The sequence below is a fragment of the Streptomyces sp. TAA486 genome (genome assembly GCF_000426165.1).
The window spans coordinates 127,368-151,944 of sequence record NZ_KE384503.1 but is presented as its reverse complement, the minus strand read 5'-3'; the positions used below and the strand labels follow the sequence as shown (position 1 = coordinate 151,944).

The 24,577-nt window shown below is 71.1% G+C and carries 19 protein-coding genes; 7 read left to right on the top strand and 12 right to left on the bottom strand.

Annotation, left to right across the window (positions count from 1 at the left end; translation table 11 throughout):
* Window positions 1-3: 3 nt before the first annotated feature.
* The 3 genes from I004_RS0128420 to pdhA (I004_RS36710) are packed head-to-tail and all read right to left on the bottom strand — an operon-like array spanning window position 4 to window position 3,700.
* A complete protein-coding gene (locus I004_RS0128420; RefSeq protein WP_028438252.1) occupies window positions 4-1,419 on the bottom strand; it encodes a dihydrolipoamide acetyltransferase family protein in 1,416 nt (471 codons plus the stop codon).
* Window positions 1,419-2,513, bottom strand: a complete 1,095-nt coding sequence (locus I004_RS0128415; protein ID WP_051345543.1) for an alpha-ketoacid dehydrogenase subunit beta — start codon at window positions 2,511-2,513, stop codon at window positions 1,419-1,421. The genes I004_RS0128420 and I004_RS0128415 overlap by 1 nt, the downstream gene beginning before the upstream one ends.
* Window positions 2,510-3,700 carry a pyruvate dehydrogenase (acetyl-transferring) E1 component subunit alpha gene (gene pdhA, locus I004_RS36710; protein WP_051345542.1) on the bottom strand — a complete coding sequence of 397 codons (1,191 nt, stop codon included), beginning with the start codon at window positions 3,698-3,700 and terminating at the stop codon, window positions 2,510-2,512. Before pdhA (I004_RS36710) ends, I004_RS0128415 begins: the two co-directional genes overlap by 4 nt.
* 230 nt (window positions 3,701-3,930) lie before the next feature.
* Here pdhA (I004_RS36710) and I004_RS0128405 point away from each other — a divergent pair, with 230 nt between their 5' ends.
* On the top strand, window positions 3,931-4,464 hold the full coding sequence (locus I004_RS0128405) for an Lrp/AsnC family transcriptional regulator (RefSeq protein ID WP_051345541.1): 534 nt from the start codon (window positions 3,931-3,933) through the stop codon (window positions 4,462-4,464).
* 165 nt (window positions 4,465-4,629) lie between these two features.
* On the top strand, window positions 4,630-5,682 hold the full coding sequence (locus I004_RS0128400) for a 2-hydroxyacid dehydrogenase (RefSeq protein ID WP_199779480.1): 1,053 nt from the start codon (window positions 4,630-4,632) through the stop codon (window positions 5,680-5,682).
* Window positions 5,683-5,743: 61 nt separating this feature from the next.
* Here I004_RS0128400 and I004_RS0128395 read toward each other — a convergent pair whose 3' ends face one another.
* Genes I004_RS0128395 through I004_RS0128370 form a run of 6 tightly spaced genes read right to left on the bottom strand, consistent with a single transcriptional unit; the run spans window position 5,744 to window position 12,368 of the window.
* A complete protein-coding gene (locus I004_RS0128395; RefSeq protein ID WP_028438248.1) occupies window positions 5,744-6,460 on the bottom strand; it encodes a sulfite exporter TauE/SafE family protein in 717 nt (238 codons plus the stop codon).
* Complete coding sequence (locus I004_RS36705; protein ID WP_078511890.1) at window positions 6,457-7,650, bottom strand: ABC transporter ATP-binding protein; 1,194 nt, start codon at window positions 7,648-7,650, stop codon at window positions 6,457-6,459. The genes I004_RS0128395 and I004_RS36705 overlap by 4 nt, the downstream gene beginning before the upstream one ends.
* Window positions 7,643-8,707: an ABC transporter ATP-binding protein gene (locus tag I004_RS0128385; RefSeq protein WP_028438247.1), complete on the bottom strand. Its 1,065-nt coding sequence runs from the start codon at window positions 8,705-8,707 to the stop codon at window positions 7,643-7,645. The genes I004_RS36705 and I004_RS0128385 overlap by 8 nt, the downstream gene beginning before the upstream one ends.
* The gene (locus I004_RS36700) at window positions 8,704-9,765 is read right to left on the bottom strand and encodes an ABC transporter permease (RefSeq protein ID WP_037978318.1); all 1,062 of its coding nucleotides are present in this window, start codon (window positions 9,763-9,765) and stop codon (window positions 8,704-8,706) included. Before I004_RS36700 ends, I004_RS0128385 begins: the two co-directional genes overlap by 4 nt.
* A 41-nt stretch (window positions 9,766-9,806) precedes the next feature.
* A complete protein-coding gene (locus I004_RS0128375) occupies window positions 9,807-10,736 on the bottom strand; it encodes an ABC transporter permease (RefSeq protein WP_028438246.1) in 930 nt (309 codons plus the stop codon).
* 12 nt (window positions 10,737-10,748) lie between these two features.
* Window positions 10,749-12,368: an ABC transporter substrate-binding protein gene (locus I004_RS0128370; protein ID WP_078511889.1), complete on the bottom strand. Its 1,620-nt coding sequence runs from the start codon at window positions 12,366-12,368 to the stop codon at window positions 10,749-10,751.
* A gap of 404 nt (window positions 12,369-12,772) precedes the next feature.
* Between I004_RS0128370 and I004_RS36695 the strand changes: the two genes are divergently transcribed.
* The gene (locus I004_RS36695) at window positions 12,773-14,443 is read left to right on the top strand and encodes an FAD-binding oxidoreductase (protein ID WP_051345540.1); all 1,671 of its coding nucleotides are present in this window, start codon (window positions 12,773-12,775) and stop codon (window positions 14,441-14,443) included.
* A 101-nt stretch (window positions 14,444-14,544) separates the two neighbouring features.
* Here the strand turns inward: I004_RS36695 and I004_RS0128360 are convergent, their stop codons facing one another.
* Window positions 14,545-15,138, bottom strand: a complete 594-nt coding sequence (locus I004_RS0128360) for a TetR-type transcription factor C-terminal domain-containing protein (protein ID WP_028438244.1) — start codon at window positions 15,136-15,138, stop codon at window positions 14,545-14,547.
* A 230-nt stretch (window positions 15,139-15,368) separates the two neighbouring features.
* On the opposite strand from I004_RS0128360, the gene paaN reads away from it, so the two are divergent.
* A complete protein-coding gene (gene paaN, locus I004_RS0128355) occupies window positions 15,369-17,132 on the top strand; it encodes a phenylacetic acid degradation protein PaaN (RefSeq protein ID WP_051345587.1) in 1,764 nt (587 codons plus the stop codon).
* A 163-nt stretch (window positions 17,133-17,295) separates the two neighbouring features.
* Here the strand turns inward: paaN and I004_RS0128350 are convergent, their stop codons facing one another.
* Window positions 17,296-18,966, bottom strand: a complete 1,671-nt coding sequence (locus tag I004_RS0128350) for a protein kinase domain-containing protein (protein ID WP_028438242.1) — start codon at window positions 18,964-18,966, stop codon at window positions 17,296-17,298.
* A gap of 461 nt (window positions 18,967-19,427) precedes the next feature.
* On the opposite strand from I004_RS0128350, the gene I004_RS0128345 reads away from it, so the two are divergent.
* On the top strand, window positions 19,428-21,005 hold the full coding sequence (locus tag I004_RS0128345; RefSeq protein WP_028438241.1) for a protein kinase domain-containing protein: 1,578 nt from the start codon (window positions 19,428-19,430) through the stop codon (window positions 21,003-21,005).
* 116 nt (window positions 21,006-21,121) lie between these two features.
* On the opposite strand, the gene I004_RS0128340 is transcribed toward I004_RS0128345, so the two are convergent.
* Window positions 21,122-21,811 carry a response regulator transcription factor gene (locus I004_RS0128340; protein WP_028438240.1) on the bottom strand — a complete coding sequence of 230 codons (690 nt, stop codon included), beginning with the start codon at window positions 21,809-21,811 and terminating at the stop codon, window positions 21,122-21,124.
* A 402-nt stretch (window positions 21,812-22,213) separates the two neighbouring features.
* Here I004_RS0128340 and pdhA (I004_RS0128335) point away from each other — a divergent pair, with 402 nt between their 5' ends.
* Window positions 22,214-23,551: a pyruvate dehydrogenase (acetyl-transferring) E1 component subunit alpha gene (pdhA, locus tag I004_RS0128335; RefSeq protein WP_028438239.1), complete on the top strand. Its 1,338-nt coding sequence runs from the start codon at window positions 22,214-22,216 to the stop codon at window positions 23,549-23,551.
* Between the two features lies 1 nt (window position 23,552).
* On the top strand, window positions 23,553-24,575 hold the full coding sequence (locus tag I004_RS0128330; RefSeq protein WP_051345539.1) for an alpha-ketoacid dehydrogenase subunit beta: 1,023 nt from the start codon (window positions 23,553-23,555) through the stop codon (window positions 24,573-24,575).
* Window positions 24,576-24,577: the final 2 nt, after the last annotated feature.

Here is a 24,577-nt window from a genome sequence, read left to right as displayed (position 1 = left end):
GCCCTAGAGCGTACGGAGAAGCACCGCGGGCCGTTCGACGCAGTCCGCGACGTGACGCAGGAAGCCGCCCGCCGTTCCACCGTCGCACACCCTGTGGTCGAAGGTGAAGGAGAGCTGCACGACCTGGCGTACGGCCAGCTGCCCCTCGTGGACCCACGGCTTCTCGGCGATCCGGCCCACGCCGAGCATGGCCGCCTCGGGGTGGTTGATGATCGGGGTCGAGCCGTCGACGCCGAAGACGCCGTAGTTGTTGAGGGTGAAGGTGCCGCCGGTCATGTCGCCGGGCTTGAGTTCGCCGTTGCGGGCGGACCCGGTGAGCCGGGTGAGCTCCTCGCTGAGCCGGACGGCGTCGAGCGTGTGTGCGTCCCGTACGACCGGGACGACGAGGCCCCGCGGGGTCTGCGCGGCGAATCCGAGGTGCACCGCGGAGCGGCGCACCACCTCGCCGGCTTCGGTGTCGACGGTCGCGTTGAGGTCGGGGAAGCGGGTCAGTGCCGCCGTGCAGATGCGGGCGAGCAGTGCCAGCAGGGACACCTTGGGTGCGTCGCCCTGCGCCACCGACGAGTGGGAGTTCATCGCCCTGCGGGCGGCGAGCAGTTCGGTCGCGTCGACGTCGACCCAGCAGGTGGCGTCGGGGATCTCCCGGCGGCTGCGGGACATCTTGTCGGCGACGGTGCGGCGGAATCCCGTCAGCGGAATGCGGGTTGCCGACTCCTCGGCCTGTGGCGCGACGGGCCGGGCCTCGGGCAGCGGCGCGGGCCGCACCGGCGGCTGAGCCGGCGGCTGGGCGGTCGGCGCGGTGCGGGAGCGCGCCGCCCGCTCGACGTCCGCGCGGAGGATCAGCCCGTCCGGGCCCGATCCTGTGACACCGCGCAGATCGAGGTCGTGCTCACGGGCGATCCGCCGCACGAGCGGCGAGATGACCGCGATGGAACCCTGCTGCACCGCCGTGCGGGCAGGCGGTGCAGCAGGGGGCGTGGTGTCACCGGGACGGAAGCCGTCCACCGGCCGAGCGCGGCGACGGCGGCCCGCCGGGGCTGCCGTGCCGTAGCCGACCAGCACGTTGCCGGAGCTCTCCGCGGCGGCGCCCGCGCCCGCCAGGACGTCCGCTTCCGTGCCGGTGCCGGTGCCGGTGCCGGTGCCGGTGACGGCGGGCTGAGTCTCGTCCTGCGGCGCGCCCACGGCGACCGTCAACAGGGGTGCGCCGACCGGGATCTCCGTGCCCTCGTCCCCGTATCGCGCCGTGACGACGCCGCCGTAGGGGCAGGGAACATCCACGAGTGCCTTGGCCGTCTCGACCTCGACGACGGACTGGTCCACCGCCACCACGTCGCCCACGGCCACGAGCCACCGCACGACGGTCGCTTCCGTCAGCCCTTCTCCCAGGTCGGGAAGGGTGAACTCCCGTACGGAGGCCATCAGCGGACCCCTTCCCCTGCGCTTCCGACGCCCTCGCCGTCGCGCCACTCGCTCTCCCACTGGAGCCTGGAGACGGCGTCCAGCACCCGGTCCACGTCCGGCAGATGGTGCTTCTCCAGCATCGGCGGCGGATACGGGATGTCGAAGCCCGCGACGCGCAGCACCGGGGCCTCCAGATAGTGGAAGCAGCGCTCGCTCACGCGTGCCGCCACCTCCGCGCCCGGACCGGCGAAGCCCGTCGACTCGTGCACGACCACGGCCCGCCCGGTGCGCCGCACGGACGCCACCACGGTCTCCTCGTCGAAGGGGACCAGCGAGCGCAGGTCGACGACCTCCAGCTCCATACCCTCGTCCCGCGCGGCGGCCTCGGCGGCCTCCATGCAGACGGGCAGCGAGGGGCCGTAGGTGATGAGCGTCGCCGAGGTGCCAGGGCGGCGGACCACGGCGCGGCCGATGGCGGGCACCTCGGCCGGCCGCTCAGGCGACCAGTCGTCCTTGCCCCAGTACAGCCGCTTCGGCTCCAGGAAGATCACCGGGTCGTCGCTGGCGATGGCGCGGCGCAGCAGCCCGTACGCGTCGGCGACCGTCGCCGGGGTGACGACGTGCAGCCCGGGCGTGGCCATGTAGTACGCCTCGGAGGAGTCGCTGTGGTGCTCGACGCCGCCGATCCCGCCGCCGTACGGCACGCGGACGGTGAGCGGCATGGGAAGGGCGCCCCGTGTGCGGTTCCTCATCCGGGAGATGTGCGAGACCAGTTGCTCGAAACCGGGGTACGCGAAGGCGTCGAACTGCATCTCGACCACCGGACGCATGCCGTACATGGCCATGCCGACGGCCGTGCCGAGGATGCCGGCCTCGGCGAGCGGGGTGTCGGTGCAGCGGTCCTCCCCGAACTCCGCCGCCAGACCGTCCGTCACACGGAAGACACCGCCGAGCGTGCCGACGTCCTCACCGAAGACGTGCACGTCCGGGTCGGCGGCGAGGGCGTCCCGCAGCGCGCGGTTGAGGGCCTGCGCCATCGTGGACGGCTTGCGTGCGGGCTCCTGTGGCGGCTGCGCACCGGGCTGCAACGACGTGCCCGTCGCTGTGCTCATTTCCGGCTCCCCTGCTCGTCGGTGTGCGCCTGACCGTGCGGGTCCTGCTCGCCGGCCGCCGGGATCCCCTCCGCCTCGGCTGCCTCGAGCTCCGCGCGCAGCCGCTCGGCCTGCTGCTGCAGCTGCGCCGTCCTGTGGGCGAAGACGTGGTCGAAGAGGTCCATCGGGTGCAGCTCCGGCTCCTGGTGCATGCGCTCGCGCATGTCGCCGGCCATCCGCTCGGCCTCCTCTCCGGCCTGCTGCGCGCCCGCGTCGTCCAGGAGCCCGCGCGAGCGCAGCTCCTGTTCCATCAGCACGAGCGGATCGTGCTCGCGCCAGGCGTCCACCTCGGAGGCCTCCCGGTAGCGGGTGGCGTCGTCGGCGTTGGTGTGTGCGTCCAGGCGGTACGTCACGGCCTCCACGAGGCAGGGGCCCTCGCCCCTGCGGGCCCGCTCGACGGCGTCCGTGAGCACATGGTGCATGGCTGCCGCGTCGTTGCCGTCGACGAGGCGGCCGGGCATGCCGTAACCGACCGCCTTGTGCGCGAGGGACGGCGCGGCGGTCTGCTTCGCCAGCGGTACGGAGATCGCGAAGCCGTTGTTCTGCACGAGGAAGACGACGGGGGCCTGCCACACGGCGGCGAAGTTGAGGGCCTCGTGGAAGTCGCCCTCGCTCGTGCCTCCGTCACCGACCATCGCGAGTGCGACCACGTCGTCGCCCTTGAGACGGGCCGCGTGCGCCAGCCCCACCGCGTGCGGAAGCTGGGTGGCCAGGGGCGTGCTGAGCGGGGCGACGCGGCTGGTGCGCGGGTCGTATCCGCTGTGCCAGTCGCCGCGGAGCAGCGACAGCACGGCGACCGGGTCGAGGCCCCGCGCGACGGCGGCGAGGGTGTCCCGGTAGCTGGGGAAGAGCCAGTCCTGCTCCTGCAGGGCCAGCGCCGCAGCGACCTCGGAGGCCTCCTGGCCCGTGGAGGACGGGTAGACGGCGAGGCGGCCCTGCTTGGTCAGCGCCGTGGCCTGCTCGTTGAACCGGCGGCCCCGCACCAGTTGCCCGTACAGCTTGAGAAGCAGCCCGCCGTCGAGCTCCGCACCCGTGCCGAGCAGCCGCAGCGGCTCGCGGTCGGGCAGCAGCGGTTCAGGGTCTCGGCGGGGGCGCCAGGCCGGGGGTGGTGCGAGGTGGTAGGCACCGGACTGCTCGAGAACCGTCATGGGTGAGCACCTCACTCGAAGGGGGCCGGGTTTGATCGGAGCCAGGGCCTGTCCGGGTGCGGGTACCCGGACAGGCCCCGATGGGCGTGGAGGCATGTTGCTCCTGCGCTCCCCTACCGATTGTTCGGTTGACGGCACATTTTGGCTACAGGCGGCGCCAGGCTGTGGACAAGTTGAGCGATCGTGCGTTCGATGGATGCAAGACGTCCAACGAGGGGAGGTCGCAGGGCATGCCGGACGGACAGATTGCCGATTCGTCCAGCGGTCCCGAGGGCGCCGGCCCAACCGGGCCCGACGGACTGGAAGTACGCCCTCCGGTCCGCCCGCTCGACCCCGTCGACAGGGACATACTGCGGCTGCTCCGCGCGGACGGCCGGATGTCTGTACGCGCCCTGGCGGAGCAGGTCCACATCTCACGCGCCAACGCCTACGCCCGGATCAACCGTCTGGTGGACGACGGCGTCATCCGCGGCTTCAGTGCCCGCATCGACGAGGAGCGGGCGGGGCAGGGAGCCTCGGCGTACATCACGCTCAAGATCGTGCAGGGCTCCTGGCGCAGCGTCCGCGAGAAACTGCTGCGGCTGCCGGGAGCCGTCCATATGGCGCTGGTCAGCGGCGACTTCGACGTGCTGCTGCTGGTGCACACGGCTGACAACAGGTCGCTGCGCGAACTGGTCCTCACGCGGATCCATTCGATCCCGGAAGTGATCAGTACGCGCACGTTGCTGGTCTTCGAGGAGACCCACCTGGAGCCCGACATCTGACGGGCGGTGACCGGTCGAGGCGCCGGAACGTGGGGCGACCGCAGGCGTGATCAGGTGCGGTCGCATACAGGAACGGACCCTGTCCGTTGTCCTCATCCATGAACCAATGGGAGACTCAGGGCGCCCGTACGGACGGCATACGCCGAGACCGAAGGGACGTCCTCCGTGGCCGACCCGACCGACCCGACGCACCCGCCCGTGCCCTCGTCGCCGCCCCTTCCGCCGCTGCGCATCCTCGTCACGGACGAGATCATCGGCCGGTTCGAGTCCGAGCTGACCTCGGAGGGCCGGGACGGCAACGTCTGGACGACGGCCACCGGTCTCCCGCCCGCCGAGGTCTGCGAGCTGCTGCCGCAGATGGACGTCCTCGTCTGCACAGGCGGCGGAATGACAGCGGACATGGCGCGTGCGGGTTCGGCACTGCGGCTGGTGCAGGTCGGCGGCGCGGGGTGTGAGGGGATCCCCTTCGGCTCCCTCGCCCCGTCCACGGCGGTCGCCAACACCTACCACCACGGGCGCTCGCTCTCCGAACACGTGCTGATGTGCCTCATGATGCTCTCCCGCAGGGTGCTGACGGCCGACCGCGAACTGCGCTCCGGGCTCTGGCGCACCGTCGCGACCGCTCCCGGGACCTCCTTCGGGACGACGCTCGAGGGCAGGACGATGGGGCTGATCGGGCTCGGCGAGACCGGGTCCCGCACGGCGCGCCTGGCGTCGGCGCTGGGGATGCGCGTTCAGGCGGTGCGCAGGAACCCGGACGCCCCGCCGCCTCCAGGCGTCGAGCTGGACTGGACGGGCGGCGTGGGCGAACTCCGCCGGCTGATGGCCACGTCCGACGCCGTCGTCGTCAGCGCGCCGCTCACGGAGGACACGCGTGGCCTGGTCGGTGCCGAGGAGTTCCGTGCCATGAAGCCCACGGCGTTCCTGATCAATGTCGCCCGCGGGCCCGTCGTCGACGAGGACGCCGCATTCGCCGCCCTCAGCGGCGGCGCGATCGCGGGGGCCGCGCTCGACGTGTGGTGGGACGCCCAGGAGGACGGTCGGGCGATCCCGTCGCGCCACCCGTTCGAGAAGCTGGACAACGTCGTGCTCACACCGCACAACTCGGGCCACACCCGGGACACGTTCGAGGCGCGGGCCCGCGAAATCGCCGAGAACATCCGGCGGTTGGCGCAGGGGGAGCCCCTCCTCAACGTCGTACGGGCCGCAACAGGCTGACCCGCTGGGCCGCGACCGGCCCCCGGCCCTGAGGACCGGGACCCTCACAGGACCGGATCTCTCAGACGAACTGCTGGACGACGAGGGTGACCGCTCCGGCGACCGACACGGTGATCGCCGTCCACCGGAGGCGTTCACGGTTCATCCGGCGGTTGACGAACCGCGACAGCACGCACCCCACGAACGCGGCAGGCAGCAGCGTCGCGAAGGTCCCGACCGTGGAACCGTCCACGCCGCCGGTCAGCCACAGGGCCGCCAACGAGGCCACCGAGCCCACGAGGAAGAACGCGCTCATGTTCGACCGCAGCCGCGGCCCGGGATATCGCTGCCAGACCAGTGCCATGGGCGGGCCGCCGATCGAGGTCGCCGTTCCCATGACGCCGGAGACGGCGCCCGCGGACAGCAGGGCGAGCCGCCGGGGTCTCGGCCTCCAGCCCGCCGCCGTCACCACGACCCCCGCGAGCACCACGCCGGCGATCAGCAGCGCGAGCAGCCGGGACGGCAGCCGCACGGCGAGCACCGCTCCCAGCGCCGAACCGGGCAGCCGCCCCGCGAGCGCCCAACCGGTGCCGCCGAGGTCCAGGTGGGTGCGGTCGAGGACGGTGATCAGCAAGGTGACCACGGTCGCGAGCATGATGATGGTCCCCGGGATCAGCGTCGGATCGACGAGGGCGATCACGGGCGCCGCGAGCATGCCGATGCCGAACCCGATCGATGCCTGGAGGCAGGAAGCGGCGGTGATGGCCACCGCGACGAGTGCGAAGTCGGGACCGCTCACGGGTTCACCGTGAGCTGTGTTCCCTCCGCTGTCCCGTCGTCCGGTCCTCCCCCGGACTCCGTACGGGCGGGGGTCCCCCCAGCAGAGCGAGGGGAAGTGCCGCCGCCGAGCGGGAAGTGGCAGGCCGCGGTGTGTACCGCCGCGCCCGCAGCCCGGTCCGCCCCGCCGTCCGCCCTGCCGTCCGTCCCGCCGTCCGGCTCGTGCACCGGCTCCCGCGCGGGTGTCCGCTGCGCACAGAGGTCCTCCGCCCGTTCGCACCGGGTGCGGAAGTGGCAGCCGGAGGGCGGGTTCGTGGGTGACGGGACCTCGCCCTTCAGCACGGGCCTCGGCCCCTCCCCCTGGGCCTTGGCGGCCCGGGCGGTACCCCCACCACTCCGTGTGACGTCCAGGACGGGCGCCGCCGCCGTCAACGCGGCGGTGTAGGGGTGCCGTGGCCGGTCCAGGACGTCCTCGGTGCTGCCCGTCTCGATGATCCGGCCCAGGTACATGACCGCGACCCGGTCCGCGATGTGCCGCACCACCGAAAGGTCGTGCGAGATGAAGAGGTACGACACCGACAGCTGCCGCTGCAACTCACCGAGCAGGTTGACGACTTGGGCCTGCACCGACAGGTCCAGCGCCGAGACGGGTTCGTCGCAGACGATCACGTCGGGGTCGAGGGCGAGCGCACGCGCGATCCCGATGCGCTGGCGCTGCCCGCCGGAGAACTCCTGCGGACAGCGGCCCGCGTCGGAGCCCCGCAGTCCGACCATTTCCAGCAACTCGGCGGCGCGTGCGGCCCGTTGACGAGCGGTCGGGTACAGGTCCCTGTGGACCGACCAGGGTTCGCTGATGATCTCCGCCGCGGTCATGCGGGCGTTGAGCGAGGCGAAGGGGTCCTGGAAGACCATCTGGATCCGCCGCCGCCAGCCCAGCAGTTCCTTCCCCTTGAGACGGAAGGGGTCCACGCCGTCGAAGCGGATGCGCCCCTCGTCGGGCCGCTCCAGCCGCAGCAGCGTGCGCGCCAGCGTGGACTTGCCGCAGCCGGACTCGCCCACGAGGCCCAGCGTCTCGCCCCGTCCCAGCGTCAGGCCGACGGAGTCCAGGGCGCGCAGCCTGCCGGACGAAGATCCGTCGCCCGACGGGCCCTTCGAGACGCGGAAGGTCTTGGTCAGGCCGGAGACCTCCAGCAGCGGAGCGGCGTCAGCCATGTTCCAGCTCCTTCCAGAAGTGGCAGGCGGACGTCCGGTCCTCACCGGTGGCCTCGAGGGCGGGCCGCCGCGTGCGGCAGACGTCCCGCACCAGCGGGCAGCGGTCCTGGTAGACGCAGCCGGAGGGGATCGAGTGGAGGTCCGGAGGGGCACCCGGTATCGACGCCAGCTCCCGGCGGCGGCCCGTGCCCGCCCCCTCCGCGGATCCGTCTCCCCCGGGCCGGGGCCCCGCCGAGGGCACCGAGTCCAACAGCCCCCGTGTGTACGGGTGGAGGGGCCGGCCGAACACCTCGTGCACCGGCCCGGTCTCGACGACGGCCCCCGCGTACATGACCGCCACCCGGTCGGCCTGCTCGGAGACGAGGGCGAGGTCGTGCGTGATCAGCACGACGGCCATTCTGTGCTCGGTGCGCAGGTCCCGCAGCAGCTCCATGATCTGCGCCTGGACGGTCACGTCGAGAGCTGTGGTCGGCTCGTCCGCCAGCAGAACCCGCGGACCGAGGGCGACCGCCATCGCGATCAGCAGGCGCTGACGCATGCCGCCGGAGAACTGGTGCGGGTGGTCACCGGCCCGGTTCTCCGGCTCGGGTATGCCGACCCGGCGCATCAGTTCGACTGCCCGCTCATGTGCCTTCGCGGCGCTCAGCCCCTGGTGGATCCGGAAGGGCTCTGCGAGCTGGGTGCCGACCGTATAGACGGGGTTGAGCGCGGTCAGCGCGTCCTGGAAGACGATCGCGAGCTCCGGCCCGGCCGTCGCGCGCCGGGCGGCGGGGTCCAGCCCGAGCAGATCGACGTCCCCGAGCCGTGCCTCGCCGCCGGAGACCTCCGCGACGGGATCGAGGAGCCCGGCGATCGCCTGCGCCGTGATGCTCTTTCCGCACCCGGACTCCCCGAGGAGCGCGAGTGTCTCCCCGGAGTGCGCCCGGAACCCGACGTCGTCGACCGCGACGACCGGACCGCGTGCGGTGTCGATGCGCACGGTCAGGCCCGTCACCTCCAGCGCGACGGCGGACGCCGCGGCCGGGCCGGGGGCGGTGGTGGTCGCCTCGGTGCTCATCGCCCTACCTCCTGGCCGGACTTGCGGGACGACCGCTTCCGGCGTGGCAGCCCGAGCAGCCGCCGCTGGGCGGGGTCGGTGGCCATGCGGAACCAGGACGCCAGTACGGACGCCGAGACCGTGGTGATGACGATGGCGAGCCCGGGGAAGATCGACATCCACCAGGACGTCTGCAGGTACTGCCGTCCCTGAGCGGTCATCAGCCCCCAGCTGACGTCCGGCGGCTGGATGCCTATGCCGAGGAAGCTCAGCGAGGACTCCGAGAGCATCACGAAGCAGAAGTCGACCGTCGCGACGGTCAGCAGGGTCGGCAGCACCGTCGGCAGCACGTGCCTGCGGATGATCGCGCCGCTGCGGGTGCCGAAGGTGCGGGCCGCGTCCACGAACAGCCGGCTGCGCAGCTCCGCGGACTCGGCGCGCGCCGTGCGCAGATAGACCGGGATACGCGCGATGGCGAGGATCGCGACGATGTTGGCGGCGCTCGGCGAGAAGACGTACAGGACGACGACCGCGAGCAGCAGCGACGGGAAGCTGAGGATGATGTCGCCGATCCGCATGCTGACGGTCTCGCGCCGCCCCCGGTGGTATCCGGCCCACATGCCCCACACCGATCCTGCGACCAGCGAGATCGCGACGGCCGGTACCGCCACGGAGAGCGTGGTCCGGGTCGCGACGACGAGCCGGGCGAGCATGGAGCGCCCGAGGGAGTCGCTGCCCAGGATGTAGGCCCAGCCGTTGTCAGGGTCGAAGGGCTCGGTGTTCACGGCGTCGAGGTTCTGTCTGGTGGCGAGATCGCTCATCATCCAGGGACCGAAGACCGCCGTCAGCGCGACCAGCAGCAGGGTGCCGGCGGCGACGACGGCCGCGCGGTCGCGCAGCAGCAGTGCGACCAGTCCACGGCCTCGCGCCCCGCGGGACGAACCGGCGCCGGGGCCGGACCCGGCTGCGGCCCCCGCACCGGAAGCGGGCTCCCCGCCCGGTCCGTCCGTGTGGCCTGCCGCAGGCCCGGAACCGCCCTCGGCGGGGGTGTCCTGCGGTTCCTGTGCGGTGTGGGACATGGGGCGTCCTCTCGTCACGTCGCCGGTCACGTCGCCGCTCATCAGGTCGCCTCGGCGGTCTGGCGAACGCGTGCGTCGAGCAGGGTGTAGCAGACGTCGATGAGGATGTTCAGGACGAAGATCGCCACGGCCGTCACCAGGACCGCGGCCTGGAGGACCGCGAAGTCCCGCTGGAGGATCGAGTCGATCATGAGCTTGCCGATGCCCGGCCAGCCGAAGATCGTCTCGACCACGACAGCGCCGTTGACCAGCCCGACCGTGAGGTCGCCGGCCACCGTCAGCGCGGGCGCGGCGGCGTTGCGCAACGCGTGGTGCGTGACGACGCGGCGGTCGTCCGCCCCCTTGCTGCGCGCGAGCTTCACGTACGGGGACGACAGTGCCGAGACCATCGCCCCCCGCACGACCTGGACGAGCACCCCGAAGGGCCGCACCGCGAGGGTGGCTATCGGCAGGATCCAGATGCCGTGGCCCGTCACGCCGGACGTCGGCAGCCAGCCCAGCGTGACCGCGAAGATCCACACGCCGACGATGGCCAGCCAGAAGTCGGGCACGCTGGCGGCGACCATCGACATCGTGCTGCACACACGGTCGGCCAGTCCGTTCGGCCGGAGCGCCGCCCAGCTTCCTACAACCGCCGCCCCGAGGACGGCGATCAGCATCGTGAACCCGGCGAGCTGAAGCGTGGCCGGGAAGGCGTCGAGCGCCATGCCGCCCGCGGCCTGTCCCGTACGCAGCGACTCACCGAAGTCGAGGTGCAGCACGCCCCCGAGGTAGTCGAACATCTGGGACAGCACGGGCTGGTCGAAGCCGTTGCGCTCGGCGAACTCCTCGCGCATCCGGTCCGTCGCGTTGAGCGGCAGATAGAGGCTGGCGGGATCGCCCGTCAGCCGCGCCAGGCAGAACACGCCGAGCACGACGACGATCAGCGGGACGACGCTCGAGAGGGCACGGCGCCGCAGGAAGGTGATCACCGGCTTCTCCTCTCAGCCCTTGGGCCGTACGTCGGCGAGACGCATCTCGTCGTTGGTCGCGGGGTTGGGCTCGTAGGAGACGTGCGGCGAGACCGCGATGACGCCGCGCATGTGTGCGATGTGGGCGAACTGCGTGATTTCGCTGTTCTGTTGCTTCAGCAGAGTCGCGTACGCGTCCTGCCGCTCCTTGCCCGACTTCCGGCCGGCCTCTTCGATCGTCTTGTCGAAGTCCTTGGTGCCCATGACGCTCTGCGCACCCTTCGACGTCATGTACTGGTCGACGGTGAAGGCCGCGTCGCCCGCCTGGTTGCCGTGCTGCATCAGCAGTGCGACCGGCCCGGCGCCGGGCACGAACGGCCGCAGCTGGTACTCGAGATGGGCGGATTCGTCGACCATCTTGAGCTTCACGTTCAGACCGGCCTGCGTCAGCTGCTCCTGGAGCACCTCGGAGGTCTCCGAGACCCGTGGGAAGAGCTCGTGCCGGCCGACCATCAGGATCTGCTTGTCGGTGGGCACGCCGTCCGCCTTCGCGGCCCTCACCAGTGCCCTGGCCTTCCTCAGGTCGTGCGGCCACGGCTTGATCGCCGGGTTGTGGCCGACGACGCGGGGCGGCACGAGCTGTCCTGCGGGCTCCCCGAGCCCGCTGAAGAGGGACTTGACGATTCCCCTCTTGTCGAGCGCGTAGTTGATCGCGCGGCGGATGCGCGGGTCGTCCAGCGGCGGCTCCTTGCCGGACAGGCGCAGCGCCGTCGTCTCGTTGTTGGGGTGGTTGACGCCGAGGTCGCCCGCGCCGTCGAGCGGCCCCAGCTTCAGGGCGATGTCCGCCTCGTCGCTGGTGACCATCGCTGCCCGTACGGTGCCCTCGGTGCGCCACTGGTAGGTGACGTCCTCGTACGCGGGCGCCTTGCCCCAGTAGTGCTTGTTCCGGTCGAGGCGCAGCTTGAGGCCGGTGTCCCAGCGCCCGATCTCGTACGGGCCCGTGCCCACCGGCCGGCGCACCTTCTTGGCCGTGCTGGTGGAGGTGGGGACGATCTCCACGAACGACAGCCGCAGCGGCAGGATCGGGTCCGGCTCCTTGCTCTTCACGGTCAGCGTCCTCGCGTCGGCCACCTCCACGTCGAGCGGGTCCTCGCCGAAGACGTAACCGTCGACGTTGCAGCCGAGCTTGGAGTTGACGGCGCGCTCGATGGAGAAGGCGGCGTCACGCGCGTCGAACCGGGAGCCGTCCTGGAAGGTGACGTCCTTGCGCATCGTGAACGTCCACTCGGTGTCCGAGGTGCGCTTCCAGCCCGTGGACAGAAGGGGATCGAGGTCGCCCGTGCTCGGGTCGCGCTCGATCAGCGGCTCCGTGATGTTGGAGCGGACGACGACGCCGGTCGAGGTGAGCGAGGACTCGCACGGTTCGAGGGTCGGCGGCTCCTCCGGCAGCACGATGCGCAGCCCTGAACCGCTGCCGCCCAGGGAGTCGCTGTTGGCCACGGTGCACGAGGAGGCGAGGACCGCGGAGCCCGCGGCGAGGAGCGCGACCGCCGTGCGGCGCCGGTGCACGAGGGCGACGCCGGACCGGGGCCCGGGGCGGCACCGGGACCGCCGCGGCGGCGGGTGCAGCTCGGGCGTCGAGGGCAGTGGCATCTCGTTCCTCCAGGGCCGTCGTGCATCGGGTCGGCGGCCGGGACACAGCGTGGATGCAGCAGGGGTGAAGTGGAGTTGTTCATATATGAAAACGCAGTCCAAGGTGGCGGACACAACGTAGAAGTGCGGAATCGGTGCGTCAAGACCTCTGCCGACGTGCATGCGAGGACGAGCGGGTGGTCACGGAGGCAATGGTTCCGCCCCGTGGCGCGAGGGCCCGGCTGGACGCGGGCTGTTCACGTCCTTGGACACGATCTCGCGTGGGCGTGGAACGAGGTCTCGCATGGACGTGGACGGGGGCCCGGAGGATCTTGCGCCGGGGACCCGCGCGTCCTTACCCTTCGGTAACTTTCCGCGCGCGGGGTCGCCCCGGGCCGCGGCCCGGCCGGAGCGAAAGGTCACTCATGGCGGCTACGGAGGACTCACCGGTCGCGAACGGCGGTCCCGCCCGCCCCGGCGGCACGGCACCTGCCGGTTCTGGCAGGTCCTGGTGGGGCTGGGGACGTACGGACGAGGCCCTGCCGGACAGCGAATGCACGGCTCTCGCCGCACTGCTCCCGGGTCTCCCGCCGGATCCCCTTCCGGTGCCCGGCGTCGGCGAGTTGACCCTTGCGCCGCCGCGCGTCCGGCCGCCCGGCGCGCTCGCGCATCTGGTCTCGGACGAGCCGGCGGACCGCGCCGCCCACACCTACGGCAAGGCCTACCGGGACGTCGTACGCGCCCTGCACGGCGACATGACCGCCGCACCCGACCTCGTCGCCCACCCGCGATCGGAGCCCGAGCTGGTGGACCTGCTCGACTGGGCGGGCACCGCGGACGTTGCCGTCATCCCCTACGGCGGCGGCAGTTCGGTCACCGGTGGGGTCGAGTACCGCGGCGGTGACCACGCCGGCGTCCTCTCCCTCGATCTGTCCGCCATGGACCGGGTGCTGGAGGTCGACACCACGAGCAGGGCCGCCCGCATCCAGGCCGGCGTGTTCGGGCCCGCCCTGGAGGACCAGCTGCGCGAGCAGGGCGGGGGCCTGACGCTGCGCCACTTCCCCCAGAGCTTCGAGTTCTCCACGCTGGGCGGCTGGCTGGCCACCCGCGCCGGCGGCCACTACGCGACCCTGCACACGCACATCGACGACCTCGTGGAATCGATGCGCGTGGTCACCCCGGCCGGGACCAGCGAGTCGTGGCGGCTGCCCGGCTCGGGCGCGGGACCGTCCCCCGACCGGCTGTTCCTGGGCTCCGAGGGCACCCTCGGCGTGATCACCGAGGCGTGGATGCGACTGCAGGACCGTCCCGTTCACAAGGCGTCGACCGCCGTCCGCTTCGCCGAATTCGGTGACGCCGTGGAGGCCGTGCGCGCGATCTCGCAGGCCGGGCTCCATCCGGCCAACTGCAGGCTGCTCGATCCGGGCGAGGCGGCTCTCGCGGGCGCCGCACACGAGGGGGAGAGCGTGCTGGTGCTCGGCGTGGAGTCGGCGCACCACCCGGTGGACGGGCGGCTCGCGGAGCTGCGCACCCTCGCCGGCGACCACGGCGGCGCGGTGAGCGGTCCCGGCGGCGAGGACTCAGGGGGCGGCGACGCGGCCGTGAGCGCCTGGCGTTCGGCCTTCCTGCGCATGCCGTACCTGCGGGACGGGCTGGCGCGGATGAGCGCGATCACCGAGACGTTCGAGACCGCGTGCACCTGGGACCGGTTCACGGAACTCTACGAGGCCGCACGCACCGGGATCGGGGCGGCCGTGGAGGAGGTCACCGGCAGCCCGGGGCTCGTCAACTGCCGTATGACGCACGTGTATCCGGACGGCGCCGCCCCGTACTTCACCGTGATCGCCACGGGCCGCCGCGGAGCGGAGGCCGCGATGTGGGACGAGATCAAGAGCGCCGCCATGGAGATCCTCGCGACGCACCGCGCCACGGTCACCCACCATCACGCGGTCGGCAGGGACCACAGGCCGGGATACGACCGGCAGCGCCCCGAGCCCTTCGCGCTCGCCCTGCGGGCCGCCAAGTCGGCGCTCGACCCGCGAGGCATCCTCAACCCGGGCGTCCTGGTGGACCCGCCGCCACGACAGGAGGCCTGACGGGGGTCCTTCGGCGCCGGGGCCTGTCGGCCGCTGTTTCCGGTGGCGGTCCAGCGGTGCGGGCCACGGTCGTGCCGGCTGTCCGTGCTTGTGACGGCCGGTCAGTTGCGCAGGCCGGTGAAGGCGACGCGCACGACGGCCTCCGCGACCTCGTCGCTGGTGGCCGCGCCGGCACGGCCGGCGCGGGAGGGCCGGTACCACTCCACGATGGAGTTGATCATGCCGAAGAGGAGCCTGGTCGCCAGCCGGACCTCGACGTCGCCGCGCAGATCGCCGTCCGCCACCGCCTGCTTCAGCAGCTCGGAGACGCGGTGGTCGAACTCGCGGCGGCGCGCCATCGCCCATCGCTCCGTATCGGTGTTGCCGCGCACGCGCAGCAGCAGTGTCACGTAGGGCAGCTCCGCCATGAGCACGTCGACCGTGCGACGCGTGACGTGTTCGAGCCGGTCGATCGCACGGCCCTCCCGCGCCCGCGGCTCGTCGAGGACGCCGAACAGCCCGTTGAGGGCGCGGTTTATGGCGCGGCGCAGCAGTTCCTCCTTGCCGCGCACGTGGTGGTAGATCGACGATTTCGAGATGCCGGCGGCCTGCGACAGGTGCTCCATGGAGGTGCCGTCGTAACCGCGCTCGATGAACACCTCCACGGCGACTTTCAGCAGCGAATCGGGCGTGTAGGTGTCGCGCTTGACCGGCATGCGGCCGATGCTATCCACGTTGTCCACAGGCTGACCTTCCCCCCCTTGCACCGACCGATCGTTCGGTTGCAGTATCTACCTGTCGCTGCAGGACCGACAGCCCGCGCAGCCATGCAGGGCCTGCACAGCCGTGCACATCCACGCAGGGCCGAGCAGGCGATGCAGCGCAGCACAGCGCCAGCCACCCAGCCCCCAGCTCGACGAGGAGTTGGTCGTTCGTGACCGCACCCGTGACCACATCCGCGACTACGGCCGGCAGCCCCCCGCTCTCCGCGGCCGGGCTGATCGAGAAGCACAGTCCCACGCTCGACCGCGCGCTGGAAGCGATCCGCAGCCGCGAGTACTGGTCGCCGCACCCCGAGCACCCCAAGGCGTACGGGGAGGAGTCGGGCATCGCCGGCTCGCTGAGCGCCGGGCAGGGCCAGGCCGCGTTCGACGCGCTGCGCGGCAGCCGCTTCGAGATCGACGGTCAGCCCGGCACGGCGGGTCCGCAGGGCGGCTGGGCCTCGACCGAGGTCTCGCCCTACGGCCTCGAGATGGGCATCGAGTATCCGCGCCCGGACATCGACGTGCTGCTGCCGGAGATGCGCAAGGCGATGCCGGCGTGGCGCGAGGCAGGTCCCAAGGTGCGGGCGGCGGTCTGCCTGGAGATCCTGGCCCGCATCAGCGCCCGTACGCACGAGTTCGCGCACGCGGTCATGCACACCAGCGGCCAGGCCTTCATGATGGCGTTCCAGGCCGGCGGCCCGCATGCTCAGGACCGCGGCATGGAGGCCGTGGCCTACGCCTACGCCGAGCAGGTCCGCACGCCGGAGGCCGCGGGATGGTCCAAGCCGCAGGGCAAGCGCGAGCCCCTCGAACTCAGCAAGCGGTTCACGGCGGTCGGCCGCGGCATCTCGCTGCTGATCGGCTGCAACACCTTCCCGACCTGGAACGGCTACCCCGGCTTCTTCGCCTCCCTCGCCACGGGCAATCCGGTGCTGGTCAAGCCGCATCCGCGTGCTGTGCTGCCGCTGGCGCTGACGGTCCGCATCGCGCGCGAGGTGCTGACGGAGGCCGGCTTCGAGGCCAATCTCGTGGCGCTCGCCGCCGAGCGGGAGGGCGAGGGCATCGCCAAGGAGCTGGCGGTCCGCCCCGAGATCCGCATCATCGACTACACCGGCTCGACGGCCTTCGGTGACTGGCTGGAGAGCAACGCCCCTCAGGCCCGTGTCTTCACCGAGAAGGCCGGGGTCAACACGGTGGTCATCGACTCCACCGACGACTACAAGGGCATGCTGGGCAACCTCGCCTTCTCGCTCTCGCTCTACAGCGGTCAGATGTGCACCACCCCGCAGAATCTGCTGATCCCGCGGAACGGCATCAGCACGGACGCCGGTGAGAAGACCTACGACGAGGTGGTCGCCGATCTGGCCACCTCCGTGGGCAAGTTGCTCGGCGACGACGCCCGTGCGAACGCGATTCTGGGCGCCATCGTCAGCCAACAGGTGCGTGAGCGCGTCGAGTCGGCGTCCTCGCTGGGCGAAGTGGCCCTGGAATCACGGCCGGTCGAGCACCCAGAATTCCCGGGGGCCCAGGTGCGTACACCTGTCATCGTCAAGCTGGAGTCCGCGAAGCCGGAGTCGGAGGCGGTGTGCTTCTCGGAGTGCTTCGGCCCGGTCTCCTTCGCGGTCGCCGTCGACTCCACGGCCGACGCCGTGGCGCTGCTTCGGCGCACGGTGCGTGAGAAGGGCGCGATGACGGTCGGTGCGTACACCACGTCGCCGGCCGCCGAGCGCCTGATCGAGGACGCCTGCATGGACGAGTGCGCGCAGCTCTCCCTCAACCTCACCGGCGGGGTCTACGTCAATCAGACGGCGGCCTTCTCCGACTTCCACGGTTCCGGTGGCAATCCGGCCGCGAACGCCGCCCTGTGCGACGGCGCCTTCGTGGCCGACCGCTTCCGTACGGTCGAGGTCCGTCGGCCCGCGGAGCCCGCGCCCGCGGAAGGCTGACGCGACCGGCAGCCGGAACCGGCAGAGGGCCTGTCGGCCGCCGGGCCCCTCGGACGGAATCGGCAGGCGGGCCCCATCAGAGAGAAGGGGCGCCCGGCGCACGCGATGCGCGGCGGGCGCCCCGGCCGGCTCGGCCGACTGCGGAACTGGCTGTGCGAGCCCGTCAGTCGCTGGGCTTGCCGGTGGAGACGGTCAGGTCGATCTTGTCCTTCTTCGGGTCCAGGTACTCGATGCCGTCGGGCGACTGCTCCAGGACCATGTTCTTGCCCCAGATGTTCTCGTCCTCGTGCGAGATCTCGCCGAGCTTCCAGCCCGCCGCCCTGATGCACTTCTTCACCGAGTCCAGGTTCTTGTAGGTGAAGTCGGGGACGATCTTCTTCCCCTTGTCCGAGTAGCTGTCGGACGCGTTCGTGCACCGGGTGGTTTCGATGGTCTTGGACTTGTCCTCGGGCTTGAACCCGCCGACCCCGTCGTCATCGTCGCCGGTCTCGCCTGTGTCGGTGGGCTCCACCTCGGGGGCCTGTACCGACGTGGAGGGACTGGTGTCGATGGCGTTCGGGTCTTCCTTCTCCGAGCCGTTGCTCACCAGCACCGCGACGATCACCGCGGTCAGCGCGACGACCACCGCGACCACCGAACCGACGATCAACGGGGCGTTGTTCTTGCGCCCGCCGCCGCCCGGCGGCTGCGGGGAGAGCGTGTACGGCGGAGGAGTGTGCTGGCCCACGCTCCGCTGCTGACCGTACGGCGCGTACTGACCCATCGGAGCTGTGCTGGGCGGCGGAGGCGTGGAGGGCCCGAACCCGTACTGCTGCTGCGGCTGGTAGGGCTGCTGCGCTCCGGGCGGTGGCGGGGTGCCCTCGCCCACCTGCGGGAAGACGGCATGCCCGACACCCGCGCCGCTCTGTGACGGCGGGCCGCCCTGGATGATCGAGGGAGCGCCGCCGGCGGCCTGCCGGGTGACGCGTGTGCATTCCTCGTTCATCGTCTCCGCGGAGGCGAAGCGCTCGTTCGGGTTCTTCCGCAGTGTCCGCGCCACCAGCGAGTCGACGGCGGGAGTCAGCGACTGGTTGATCGCCGAGGGCGTGGGCGCTTCCTCCTGTACGTGCGCGTACGCGATGGCCAGCGGGGAGTCGGCGTCGAACGGCAGCCGCCCGGTGAGCAGTTCGAAGAGCATGATGCCGACCGAGTACAGGTCGGAACGGGCGTCCACTCCCCGTCCCAATGCCTGTTCCGGTGACAGGTACTGCGGCGTGCCGACGACCATGCCGGTCTGCGTCATCGACGTGACCCCGGACTGCATGGCCCGCGCGATGCCGAAGTCCATGACCTTGACGACGCCGCGCTTGGTGATCATGACGTTGCCGGGCTTGATGTCACGGTGGACCAGCCCCATCTCGTGGCTGACCTCGAGCGCCGCCAGCACGTCGCTGGTGATCTTCAGCGCCTTCTCGGCGGGCATCGCGCCGAGGCTCGCGATGTCCTCGTCCAGCACGGAGCGCAGCGGCTTGCCCTCGACGTACTCCATGACGATGTACGGCACCATCGAGCCGTCGATCTCGTCCTCGCCGGAGTCGAAGACCGAGACGATGTTGGTGTGTGTGAGCTTCGCGACAGCCTGTGCCTCGCGGCGGAACCGCTCGCGGAACGACTGCTCGCGGCCCAGCTCGGTGTGGAGGGTCTTGACCGCTACCTTGCGGTCGAGAACGGAGTCGTATGCGAGGTAGACCGAGGCCATTCCGCCGGCGCCGAGCAGACTCTGCAGCTGGAATCGGCCGTTTCCGACCGTGCGGCCCGCGTACTCCGCGTCTGTCTGTCCGCCGTCGTCACTCATCTGACTGCTCCCCCTCGGCGGCATGCCCCCGCACAGTTTTTTCAGGGCAGATTTCAAGCCCCGGAAACTCCCTGATTCTTATACCCGCCCAAGTCTGCCGGAGGGCACCTCTACGTCAAGCGCAGTGCCCGTTCCGTAACCGGATGCGCAACCTGAGGCCACAACTGTGGCAGCACTGCCGCTTCGTGACTCTTGCGCCACGAAGCCGGGTGTGCGCCGCGGTGTACATGGGCTCCGAACCCGTCCGGCCAGGCCCTGAGCCCGTCGCCTGCGAACTTGCCAGTCGGGTACCGCAGCCGATTGGATGGCTGATCCGTCCCCGTCCATGCGACTCCCCCGAGCCTGTAGCCTCCAAAGCGGGAGCGGGGCGCTCCCGGCGTACGGGCATGAGTGAAGGGTCAGGGGGTAGGGGCATCCGCGCGACCCGGGCATGACGGCATTTCGATCCACGGCGAGGACAGATGGCACAGACGCAGGCCGGCGGGGGTCCCTCGGACCCTGACGCCATGGGCGGCTCCATGGCCGAATCGCCGGAGCTGTGGGGGAGGAACGGCCTAGTCGGCGACGGCCGCTACCGCCTCACGCACCGTCTCGGGCGGGGCGGCATGGCGGAGGTCTTCGCCGCCGAGGACCTCCGCCTGGGCCGTACGGTCGCGGTGAAGCTGCTGCGCTCCGACCTCGCGGAGGACCCGGTCTCCAAGGCCCGCTTCACGCGTGAGGCACAGTCCGTCGCGGGCCTCAACCATCACGCCGTCGTCGCGGTCTACGACTCCGGCGAGGAGATCATCGGCGGCAGCGTCACGCCGTACATCGTGATGGAGCTGGTCGAGGGCCGCACGATCCGCGACCTGCTGATGAACGCGGAGGCGCCGCCGCCCGACCAGGCGCTGATCATCGTCTCCGGCGTCCTGGAGGCCCTGGCCTACAGCCACCAGCACGGCATCGTGCACCGCGACATCAAGCCGGCCAACGTCATCATCACCAACACCGGCGCGGTGAAGGTGATGGACTTCGGCATCGCCCGGGCGCTGCACGGCGCCTCCAACACCATGACGCAGACCGGCATGGTGATGGGCACACCGCAGTACCTCTCCCCCGAGCAGGCGCTGGGCAAGACGGTCGACATCCGCTCCGACCTGTACGCCACCGGCTGCCTTCTCTACGAACTGCTCACCCTCAGACCGCCGTTCACCGGTGAGACGCCTCTGTCCGTCGTGTATCAGCACGTCCAGGACGAGGCGGCGCCGCCGTCCGAATCCTCCGAGACCGTCCCGCCGGAGCTGGACGGCCTCGTGATGCGTGCCCTGGCGAAGGACCCGGACGACCGGTTCCAGAGCGCCGAGGAGATGCGCGGCCTCGCCCAGTACGCGCTCCAGATGCTGCACGAGCAGGGCAGTCACACGGGCGGGATGTGGAACACCGGCCCCGTCGCACACGCCGGCGGTTCGACCCCGGCGATGGGCGTCCCCGGCGCCGGCGCCATGCAGCACCCCGCGCACGGCGAGACCTCGCAGCTGGCCCCCGGGATGCTGATGGGCGCCCCCGGCCGGGACGACGGAGGCTTCGAGGGCGGACCGCGCCGTGACGGCAGGCGCGGCAACGGCGTGAGGAACGCGTTCATCGCCCTTGTCGCCGTGATCGTGGCCGCGGCGGGCATCTACTTCGCGACGGCCTTCAACGACGACAGCGGCAACAAGACCACCCCGGACTCCTCCACGACGGAGCCGAAGGACAAGAAGACCAAGGACAAGCCGACCCCCACGCCGACGGAGACCGAGCAGGAGCCGGGCACCACGACGGGCGACACCGGCGAGAACACGCCCAGCCAGACGCCGTCGCAGACGCCGAGCGAGACCGAGAGCTCGCCCTCCGACGAGCCGACCGGCACCCCGAGCGAGACGGACTCCGGCAACGGCGGCAACTCCGGCAACGGCGGCGGCCAGGGCGGCCCCACCGGCACGCCGACCGAGACGCCCAGCGACACCGGCGGCGCCGACGAGGGCGGCGAGAACAGCGGCCAAGGGGAACCCGAGGACTGACGTGGCCGGCCGGACCCGCCGTCGGAGGCGACGCGGCGGCCGGCCCGAACGGGGTCGGGGTCACCTCGAGGCCGGGCTCCGCGCGTCCGCCGGCGAACCGCTCACCTGGGAATGGCTCAGACGCCCGGCTCGTCCCCTCCGCCGCTTTCCGCCTGCATGCGGGCGACGTACGCGGCCGCCTGGGACCTGCGTCTCATCCCCAGCTTCGAGAGCAGTTGCGAGACGTAGTTCTTGATCGTCTTCTCGGCCAGGTTCAGCTCGTCGCCGATGGCCCTGTTGGTCATGCCCGCGCCGATCAGATCCAGGATGATGCGTTCCTGACCGGTGAGCGAGGAGAGTTTGCCGTCGCCGCCCCCGTCCGCGCGGCTCGCCCCTCTGCGCAGCCGCTCCACCACCCGGCGAGCGGCGTCGGGGCCGATCAGCACCTTTCCGGCGGCGGCGTCCCGAACCGCCGACTGGAGCTCCTTGCCGCGGATCCCCTTCAGTACGTAGCCGGAGGCCCCGGCCAGCACGGCGTGCACCAGCGCCTCCTCGTCCGGGAACGAGGTGAGGATCAGACACGCGATGCCCGGGTTGCGGGAGCGCAGCTCACGGCAGACCTCGATCCCGCTGCCGTCCGGGAGGCGTACGTCGAGCACCGCGACATCGGGACGGGCGTCCGCGATGCGCTTCACCGCGTCGGTCGCGTTGTCCGACTCACCGATCACCTCGATGTCGGTCTCCGCGGCGAGCATCTCGTGCACACCCCGGCGGATCACCTCGTGATCATCGAGCAGGAAGGCAGTGATTTGCGTGCTTTCTTCCATTTTTTCAGTCTCACACACTGGTCTCCGCTCCGCCCTTCCCGCACTCTGGAGCCGCGGGATAACGTGCTTGGGGCCTCCCCGCGCCGAAGGCGTAGGGGAAGGGTCTACGAGGCCCGCGAGGCTGTGACCAGTGATGTCCCTGATCCTTCAGCTCGCCAGGACTTCCGGTTCGTTTACTTGGAAATCCGAGCAAAGTTGCAGGTCAGGGCTGCTTCATGCATGTATGGAGTCCTGGGAACTGCTTCAGCGGGCCTCAACCGAGACAGCTTCACCGTCCGGTTGCCGTCCGTGCCGCACCCACCCCGTGCGCCGTACGGGACCGGGCGAGCCTCCCTCCACCCCCCGGGTGGAGGAACCCCAGGCCACCGGCGACCCCGGGGGCCGGACAGAAGAGGAGCACACGTGACCGTGGAGAGCACTGCCGCGCGCAGCACGTCGCGCCGCAGCGGCGCCGGAGGTAAGCGCGAGACGAAGAAGGCGGCGTCCGCGCCGGGCGAGGCCGGAAGCACGACCGGAACGACGGCGAAGGCTGCGAAGCGTTCGAAGCCCGCGAAGACGGCCAAGCCCGCGAAGACCGCCCGGACGGCGAAGGCGGCCAAGTCCGCGAAGCCGCGCGCCGCGGGGGCCGCCGGGAACGGATCCGCCGGCACCGAACTCGTACAGCTGCTGACCCCTGAGGGCGACCGGGTCGAACACCCCGACTACGCCATCGACCTGACCGCCGAGGAACTCCGCGGCCTGTACCGCGACATGGTTCTCACCCGTCGCTTCGACAGCGAGGCGACCTCGCTCCAGCGCCAGGGCGAACTCGGCCTGTGGGCCTCCCTGCTGGGCCAGGAGGCGGCGCAGATCGGCTCGGGGCGAGCGCTGCGCGACGACGACTACGTCTTCCCCACCTACCGCGAGCACGGCGTCGCGTGGTGCCGCGGCGTCGACCCGACGAAGCTGCTGGGCATGTTCCGAGGAGTGAACAACGGCGGCTGGGACCCGACGTCGAACAACTTCCACCTCTACACGATCGTCATCGGCTCCCAGGCCCTGCACGCCACCGGCTATGCGATGGGCGTCACCCTGGACGGCGCCGACTCCGCGGTCATCGCCTACTTCGGCGACGGCGCCTCCTCGCAGGGCGACGTGGCCGAGGCGTTCACCTTCTCCGCGGTCTACAACGCCCCGGTCGTCTTCTTCTGCCAGAACAACCAGTGGGCGATCTCCGAGCCCGCCGAGCGCCAGTCCCGCGTGCCGCTCTACCAGCGTGCCGCCGGCTATGGCTTCCCGGGCGTACGCGTCGACGGGAACGACGTGCTGGCCTGTCTCGCCGTCACCCGCGCCGCCGTCGAACGGGCGCGGAGCGGCCAAGGGCCGATGCTGATCGAGGCGTTCACCTACCGGATGGGCGCCCACACCACCTCCGACGACCCGACCCGCTACCGCCGGGACGAGGAGCGCGCGGAGTGGGAGGCCAAGGACCCGATCGCGCGTCTGCGCGCGTACCTGGAGAAGGACGCGCTCGCCGACGACGCGTTCTTCGCCTCCATCGAGGAGGAGAGCGAGGCCATGGGCAAGCACGTGCGCGAAGCGATCCGCACCATGCCCGATCCTGACACCATGGCCATCTTCGAGAATGTCTACGCGGACGGTCACGCGCTGGTCGACGAGGAGCGCGCCCAGTTCGCCGAGTACCTCGCGACGTTCGCGGACCCAGCCGACTCAGCCGAATCCGCAGGGGAGGGCCGCTGACATGGCCGCTGCCGCTACTTCGACCGCCGCCGCGTCCACCACCCCGGACGTGCGGAAGATGCCCATCGCCAAGGCGCTCAACGAATCCCTGCGCACAGCGATGGAGAACGACCCGAAGGTCCTGGTCATGGGGGAGGACGTCGGGAAGCTCGGCGGGGTCTTCCGCATCACGGACGGCCTTCAGAAGGACTTCGGCGAGCAGAGGGTCATCGACACGCCGCTCGCCGAGTCCGGCATCGTCGGCAGCGCGATCGGACTCGCGCTGCGCGGCTACCGCCCCGTCGTGGAGATCCAGTTCGACGGCTTCGTCTTCCCGGCGTACGACCAGATCGTCACGCAGCTCGCGAAGATGCACGCCCGCGCACTGGGCAAGATCAAGCTTCCCGTCGTGATCCGCATCCCGTACGCGGGCGGCATCGGCGCCGTCGAGCACCACAGCGAGTCCCCGGAGGCGCTGTTCGCGCACGTCGCCGGCCTCAAGTGCGTCTCGCCGTCGAACGCTTCGGACGCCTACTGGATGATGCGTCAGTCCATCGAGAGCGATGACCCCGTCATCTTCTTCGAGCCCAAGCGCCGCTACTGGGACAAGGGCGAGGTGGACGTCACCGCGATCCCGGCGCCGCTGCACGCGGCACGCGTGGCACGCCAGGGCAGTGACGTGACCCTGGCCGCCTACGGGCCGATGGTGAAGACCTGTCTGGAGGCTGCGACCGCGGCGCAGGAGGAGGGACGTTCCCTCGAAGTGATCGACATGCGCTCGATGTCGCCGATCGACTTCGACAGCATCCAGAAGTCGGTCGAAAAGACCGGAAGGCTTGTGGTGGTGCACGAGGCACCCGTATTCCTGGGAACCGGCTCGGAGGTGGCTGCCAGGATCACGGAGCGGTGCTTCTACCACCTGGAGGCTCCGGTGCTGCGCGTGGGAGGCTTCCACGCGCCGTATCCGCCGGCCCGGTTGGAGGACGAGTACCTTCCGGGGCTCGACCGGGTGCTCGATGCCGTCGACCGCGCGCTGGCGTACTGAGG